Raw genomic sequence first — 6,509 nt, forward strand, 5'->3', positions numbered from 1 at the left:
GCGCCCTTCGGGGCGCTTTTTCACGAAAAGGCGCCCTCCTGGGCGCTTTTTCATGCCCTGCGACAATCAGGTGAGGAGGTTGCATGAGTTCAGTGCCGAATTTGCCCCCGCGCCGCGCCGCCTCGGGCCGAGCCGTGGGCTTCGGGCTGGCGGTCCTGGGCGCCATCGCCTTCAGTGGCAAGGCAATTCTCGCCAAGCTCATGTACGGGCATGGGGTCGATGCAGTCATGGTGCTCATGCTCCGCATGCTGTTCGCCTTGCCCATCTTCATCCTCATCGCCTGGTGGGCCAGCCGTGGCCAGGCGGCGCTGAGTGCTCGCCAATGGGCCGGTGTACTGTTCCTGGGCTTCATCGGCTACTACCTGTCGAGCCTGCTGGACTTTGTTGGTTTGCAGTACATCACCGCCTCCCTGGAGCGGCTGATCCTGTATCTCAGCCCGACCCTGGTGGTGGTGATGAGCTGGGTCCTGTACCGCAAGCCCATCCTGCCGAGGCAATGGCTGGCGATGGCGACCAGTTATGCCGGCGTGCTGCTGGTGTTTGGCCGTGAGGTTGGGCAGCAGGGCGCCGATGTGGTTCTGGGCGCGGCCCTCATCATGGGCAGCGCGGCGAGCTATGCCTGCTATCTGCTGGCCAGCGCCCGTCTGGTGCATGTGCTGGGCTCTCTGCGCCTGGTCGGCCTCGCGTCGACCGTGGCGTGTGTGCTGTGCATTTTGCATTTCCTGCTGCTGCGCCCGGTGGAGGCGGCCTTTGCGGTGGCACCGGCCGTGATCTGGCTGTCGCTGATTAACGCCACTGTGTGCACCGTGTTCCCGATCTTGTTTCTGATGATGGCGATCGAGCGGATTGGCCCGGGGGCTTCTGCCCAGGCCGGGATGATTGGGCCGCTGTCCACGATACTGCTGGGTGCCGTGTTGCTCGGCGAGCCGTTCACCGTGTGGGTCGGGCTGGGGACGATTTTGGTGCTGGTGGGCGTGTGGATGTTCAGCCAGGCGCGCGCCTGAAGACCAGGCCATTTCCCCAGCATCTTTGGCAATGTAATCGCATTTTTTTGGGAGACATTCGACATGGATTACCGCATCAAGAACCGTTGGGCCCTGGTGGGCGGCGCAAGCAAGGGCCTGGGCCTGGGCTGTGCCCGCGCGCTGGCGCGCGAAGGTGCGCATGTGGTGCTCGTGGCGCGCGGCGCGCCGGCCCTGGAGGCGGCCGCTGCCGCCCTGCGGGCTGACCCTGAGGTGCCGGCCGGTACCCAGGTGCTCACCGTCGCGGCCGATATCACCACCCCCGAGGGCCGCGCTGCGGCGCTGGCTGTCCGTGGCAGCGCTTATGACATTGTGGTCACCAATGCCGGCGGCCCGCCGCCCGGAGACTTTCGCGAATGGGACCGTGAGGCCTGGATCCGCGCCCTGGACGCCAACATGCTCACTCCGATCGAATTGATCAAGGCCACGGTGGACGGCATGGCCTCGCGCGGCTTCGGTCGCATTGTCAACATCACCTCGGGCGCGGTGAAGGCGCCCAACGAAATCCTGGGTCTTTCCAACGGCGCGCGCAGCGGGCTCACCGGCTTCATCGCTGGCCTGGCGCGCAACGCCAAGCTGGTGTCGGCGGGCGTCACGATCAACAACTTGCTGCCCGGCGCTTTCGATACCGACCGCTTGCGTACAACGCTCGAGGGCGCGGCCAAAAAGACGGGGCAGTCCACCGAGGCGGTGGCCGAGAGCCGGCGCAAGACGGTGCCGGCCGGTCGCTTCGGCGAGGCCGATGAGTTTGGGGCGACCTGCGCCTTCCTGTGCAGCGCACAGGCGGGCTACATCACCGGCCAGAACCTGCTCATTGACGGCGGCGCCTACCCTGGGACTTTCTGAGGTTGCCGGGGCTATCACCTCGCGTCAGCGCCCGTGCGGCATCAAGGTTAGCGCTCGCGAGGCATGAGGCCTGGCGCCCCTGCTCCTTGAGGTTCAGCGCTTGCGCTGGATGAAGAGGTTGCGGCGCGCATCCTCCGGGTAGGCAAAGGTGACTGCGCCTTTTTTCACCTGACCGATCACCAGCATGTTCGCGGTGATCGCGTCCTTGTCGTCGGGGCTGAAGGGCCGCTCGTAGGTAGCCACCACCCCGTAGTAGGTGCGTGGCAGGCGCTCCAGAGAGGCTTTGAGTCGTGGGCCATCGACCTCGCCATCACCCAACCCGAACAGCGCGTAGAGCAGGATCCAGGTGGCGTCATAGGCCTGAGCCGCCGCCATTGGCACTGGGATGCGGCGGGCGCTGTATTTGCGCGCGTAGGCCGCAAGGAAGGCGGCGCGGCGCTCATTGCTGGGCTCGGCAATGAAGGTCTGCGCCATCAAGGCGCCCTCGCCCGCCTCGCCTGCGCCCTCGATGAAGAAGGGGAAGGACAGCGGCCAGCCGCCCACCAGGGGCACGTTCCAGCGCAGTGCCTGCCGGCCCAGGGCGATAGCCGCGTTCTCCTTGCCGACGGTGTAGGTGAAGATCACATTGGCGCCCGCTGCGCGGGCCGCCTTGAGCGGCTCGCTCATGTCCTTGGCACCGAGCGGAAAGCGCGCCACGTACACCGGCGTGAGCTGGCGCTGCGCCAGAGAGCGGCGTACGTCGGCGAGACCCGACTCGCCATAGGCGGTCTCGTCGGCAAAGATCGCCACCCGGGTCCAGCCCCGACGCTCCAGGTCGGCCACCACCACCTCGGCCTGCAGGCTGTCGCGGGCCGAGGTGCGAAACACATAGCTCTCGCGCGGTGGGTACTTGGCGGTGACGGGGCTACCAGCGGCGCAGGGCACGATGAGGGGAATCTGCGCCTGCTGGAACACCTCCAGCGAGGCCATGGCCACACCGGTGTTGCAAAACCCCAGCGTGGCGAAGACCTTGGCGTCGGCCAGGCTGCGCGACTGGGCCAGGCCCATGGCCGGCGTGGCCTGGTCGTCGCGCACCACCATCTCGATCGTGCGGCCGAGAAAGCCCCCCACCGCGTTGATCTCGTCGACCGCCAACTGCACCCCGCGCAGCATGGGCACGCCGAAGTCGGAGGAGGGCCCGGAGAAAGGGCCGATCACACCCAGGCGCAGTGGAGGGATGGGGGGCGCAGCCGGTGCGATTGATGAGGCGGCTGCCGCCGCGGCAACGGCGACCGACGAGGCGGGAGCCCGTGCAGCGGTGGCCCGGGCGGCGCTTGTCTGGGCGGTGGATGCGGCAGGGGCTGCGGTGTTGGAGCCGGCGGCGGCCGCGGTCGCCGCTGGCAGATGCGCGCCCAAGGCCAGGGTCAGCAGGATGGGCAGGACGGCCGGAGGGACCGGAGCGGCGAGAAGGGCGAGCAGGCGTCGGGGCATGGGGGCTCCGTAGAGGGTGCGGGGATGCGCGGGGCATCCTAGCCAGCGGAGCGCTCAATTCAGGACGGTTTCCTGATGCCTGGGGTCGAGGACGTGACGCCAGGGCGTCAACTGCTCATCTTTAATCGGGGTTGTCCGGGCACGCCGAAGGCTGTGCCTGCTCAAAGGCCGGCCCTGCGGGGAAGGGTTTGCCGAGGGCTGTCCTAAGGGGGTGCGACCAGACGCACACTCGGAAAATAGTGGGCGTAGCGCCGGACGTCTCGCGTGAGCAGCGGCAGGCCCGCCACCGCAGCGTGTGCGCCGATGAAAAAATCGCTTAGCACGCTGTGCCTGAGGCCACCCTTCTTGCGGCACTTCGCAAAAGCCTTGCCGGCGAGAAAAAGGGCGGGCCTGGGAATTTCCAGCATCTGCAGTGCCATTCCGTCTAGGGCCGCGTCGAGGGCTTCAACTGTCGAGAAGGTCAGTGCCAGCTCGGCATAAATCACCGGATTGATGACGAGGCGATGCACCCGCGACTGCGCACGCAACTGCCCAATGGACCAGTCGGCCCATTGCGGGTCATTGGCCAGAACATCGACCAGCACGTGGGTGTCGACCAGCATGGCTCAGCCGTCGCGAAGCAGCGCCATCAGTTCGCGGGTCCGCCATTTGACGTCGGCCTTGCCACGGGCTGCTTCGAAGCGATCGGGCTTGCGCCGGCGGGTCTTGTCGGCGCGCTGCAGCACGACCTCACCGTCGCCGTTGACGGTGAATTCGAGTTGGGTGCCGGGTTGCAGGTCAAGCGAGTCGCGGATTTGCTTGGGGATGGTGACTTGGCCCTTGACGGTCAGTGTGGTTGCCATGGTCTCTCTGGTATTACCTGAGAAGGAATGGTAATACCAGAAGTCTTGGCCAAGCAAGTCAGGTTCAGGGGTGTTTTTGGGAAGCCCGCTTCTGACCAAACGTACGATCGAGGGGTGACAAGTCCGCCCCCCGCACCTGCTTCCCCGACCCCTCCCTCGTCCGCCGCCTCCCCCGGACTCGAGCCCCCGCACCGCTATCTGGCCCTGGGCACCGTGATGATGGGCGTCACGGTGGCGGTGATGGACGGCACGGCGATGGCCTTCGTGCTGCCGGCGATCACGCGTGAGTTGCAGGTCTCCGCCTCCAGCGCCGTCTGGGTGATCAACGCCTTTCAGCTCGCGGCGCTCGTGGCCCTGCTGCCCTTGGCCAATGCCGGGGACCGCATCAGCTTTCGCCGGGTCTACCTCACGGGCGCTGCGATATTGGGCCTGGCCTCGCTGGTGGCCGTGTTTGCCGACTCTTTGCCGGTGCTGGTCGCCGCTCGCGTGGCTCAGGGCCTGGGCGCGGCCGGCATGATGGCCGTCAACAGCGCCTTGCTCCGCCTGATCTGGCCGACCTCGCTCCTGGGGCGGGGTATTGCCATCAACTCCATTCTGGTGGGCGCGGCCTCGGTGAGTGGGCCAATCGTGGCCGCGGCCCTGCTGTCGCTGGGCAGCTGGCGCTGGCTGCTGGCGCTCAATGTGCCCATGTGCCTGCTGATCGTGGTGCTGGGGCGGCGAACCTTGCCCCTTAACCCGCCGGCCCATGCCGGTCCCCTGCCTTCAGCGCTCGACATCGCGCTCAATGCCGCCTTCTTCATCCTCTTGTTCCTCGGCGCCGGGCACTTTGGCGCCTCGGTCAAGGCGGCGGCGGATCGCGGTGCCGAGCTGGCCACCGGCCTGGCCCTCATGACTGCCTGCCTCGCAGTGGGCGCGGTCCATGTGCGTCGGCAGTTGCGCGAGACCCGGCCGCTACTGCCGGTTGACTTGCTGCGCATTCCGATCTTTCGCCTGTCGATCATGACCTCGGTCTGTGGCTTCGGGGCCCAGACCCTGGCCCAGGTTGCCTTGCCCTTTCTGCTGATCGACGCCTGGCACACCAGCGCGGGCGAGGCCGGTCGGTTGATGGCCTTCATGCCCGCCGCCACCATCGTCGGCGCTTACCTCTCGGGCCGACTGATCGGCCGCTTCCACAATGGTTGGCTGGGCGCGGCTGGACTCATTACTTTTGCTCTTGGCCTGGGCGCAGTGGCGGTGTTGGCCTACACGCCGGGCAGCTCGATGGCGCTGCCGCTGGCCCTGTGCGGGCTGGGTTTCGGGCTTTTCCAGTCACCGAACAACCACACCATCGTGATGAGCTCCCCCAGTTCTCGTGCGGGCGCTGCCAGCGGCATGATGGGTACCGCGCGCCTCACGGGCCAATCCATGGGGGCCACGCTGGCCGCAGTGGCGTTTGCGTCGCATCCGGCTGGCGCGGTGAGCGGCCCGGCCAGCGCCTTGGCCGTGGCCAGCGCGCTGGCGCTGGTGGCTGCCCTGGCCAGTGGTCTGCGTACGCGGGTCGAGCCGGGCCAGGGGCGATGAAACGTTTGCGAAATCGGAGCATAGAAGGCTTTGTACGGCGCTGGGCATCAAGCCGACCCGGGCTGTAACTCGGCGCCACCGCTTTCGCCTTCCACGGCGCGAGCCAGGCCGCCGACTGACACGGTGAGGGTGGTGAGGGTGGTGAGGGTGGTGTGAGCGAGCGAGTTCAGCGCATCGCCGCCCTGTTGGCTGGCGCCGGCTTCGACACCACCGCCAGCGAAAACGTCCGCTACGACATTTGGTACAAGCTCTGGGGCAATATGACCATCAACCCGGTGAGTGCCCTCACGCGCGCCACCGGCGATTTGATTTTGGCCGACCCGCTGGTGCGCGCCTTCTGCTCGGCGGTCATGACCAAGGCCCAGGCCATCGGCGCGCGCATCGGCGGCCCCATCGGCCAAACCCCCGAAGCGCGCCAAGGCATCACTGCCAAGCTCGGCGCCCTGCGCACCTCGATGCTGCAGGACGTGGAGGCCGGCCGCGCCATCGAGCTCGACGCCATCGTGGGCGTGGTGCACGAGATCGGCCAGCGCCTGGGCGTGGCGACGCCGAATATCGATGCGCTCTTGGGGCTGACCCGCCTCTTCGGGCGGGTGCAGGGGCTTTACCCCGCGGCCCTCGCCTGATCCCGAAGAGCGTCGGCCGCATCCTCCAGCCACCAGGCCACTGCGTAGAAATACGATTCCCACACACAGCCGCTGCAGCCCCGGCCGCAGCAGGAGGTGGGCTCGGGCGGCGGCTCGCGCAGCGACAGGTTGGCACGTGCCAA

General features: G+C 67.3%; 8 protein-coding genes. 4 read left to right on the plus strand and 4 right to left on the minus strand.

Going from position 1 to position 6,509, the window contains the following annotated elements:
- Positions 1 to 83 precede the first annotated feature (83 nt).
- On the plus strand, positions 84 to 1,004 hold the full coding sequence (locus tag QE494_RS07025; protein ID WP_300042200.1) for a DMT family transporter: 921 nt from the start codon (positions 84 to 86) through the stop codon (positions 1,002 to 1,004).
- A gap of 63 nt (positions 1,005 to 1,067) precedes the next feature.
- On the plus strand, positions 1,068 to 1,868 hold the full coding sequence (locus tag QE494_RS07030; RefSeq protein ID WP_300042201.1) for an SDR family oxidoreductase: 801 nt from the start codon (positions 1,068 to 1,070) through the stop codon (positions 1,866 to 1,868).
- A 93-nt stretch (positions 1,869 to 1,961) separates the two neighbouring features.
- On the opposite strand, the gene QE494_RS07035 is transcribed toward QE494_RS07030, so the two are convergent.
- The 3 genes from QE494_RS07035 to QE494_RS07045 form a co-directional block, all read right to left on the minus strand.
- Entirely contained in the window at positions 1,962 to 3,338 is a 1,377-nt protein-coding gene (locus QE494_RS07035) for an ABC transporter substrate-binding protein (protein WP_300042202.1), read from the minus strand.
- Positions 3,339 to 3,541: 203 nt separating this feature from the next.
- Positions 3,542 to 3,940, minus strand: coding sequence for a type II toxin-antitoxin system VapC family toxin (locus tag QE494_RS07040; protein ID WP_300042203.1), 399 nt, complete (start codon positions 3,938 to 3,940; stop codon positions 3,542 to 3,544).
- A gap of 3 nt (positions 3,941 to 3,943) precedes the next feature.
- On the minus strand, positions 3,944 to 4,180 hold the full coding sequence (locus QE494_RS07045; RefSeq protein ID WP_300042204.1) for an AbrB/MazE/SpoVT family DNA-binding domain-containing protein: 237 nt from the start codon (positions 4,178 to 4,180) through the stop codon (positions 3,944 to 3,946).
- 114 nt (positions 4,181 to 4,294) lie between these two features.
- Here QE494_RS07045 and QE494_RS07050 point away from each other — a divergent pair, with 114 nt between their 5' ends.
- Positions 4,295 to 5,740 (plus strand): MFS transporter, encoded by a 1,446-nt coding sequence (locus QE494_RS07050; RefSeq protein ID WP_300042205.1) that lies wholly within the window; start codon positions 4,295 to 4,297, stop codon positions 5,738 to 5,740.
- Positions 5,741 to 5,892: 152 nt separating this feature from the next.
- Positions 5,893 to 6,366 carry a ketopantoate reductase C-terminal domain-containing protein gene (locus QE494_RS07055; RefSeq protein ID WP_336619427.1) on the plus strand — a complete coding sequence of 158 codons (474 nt, stop codon included), beginning with the start codon at positions 5,893 to 5,895 and terminating at the stop codon, positions 6,364 to 6,366.
- Here the strand turns inward: QE494_RS07055 and QE494_RS07060 are convergent.
- Positions 6,345 to 6,509 (minus strand): oxidoreductase-like domain-containing protein, encoded by a 165-nt coding sequence (locus QE494_RS07060; protein ID WP_300042211.1) that lies wholly within the window; start codon positions 6,507 to 6,509, stop codon positions 6,345 to 6,347. The genes QE494_RS07055 and QE494_RS07060 overlap by 22 nt on opposite strands.

The sequence above is a fragment of the Ramlibacter sp. genome, assembly GCF_029866045.1.
Taxonomy (GTDB): Bacteria; Pseudomonadota; Gammaproteobacteria; order Burkholderiales; family Burkholderiaceae_C; genus Ramlibacter.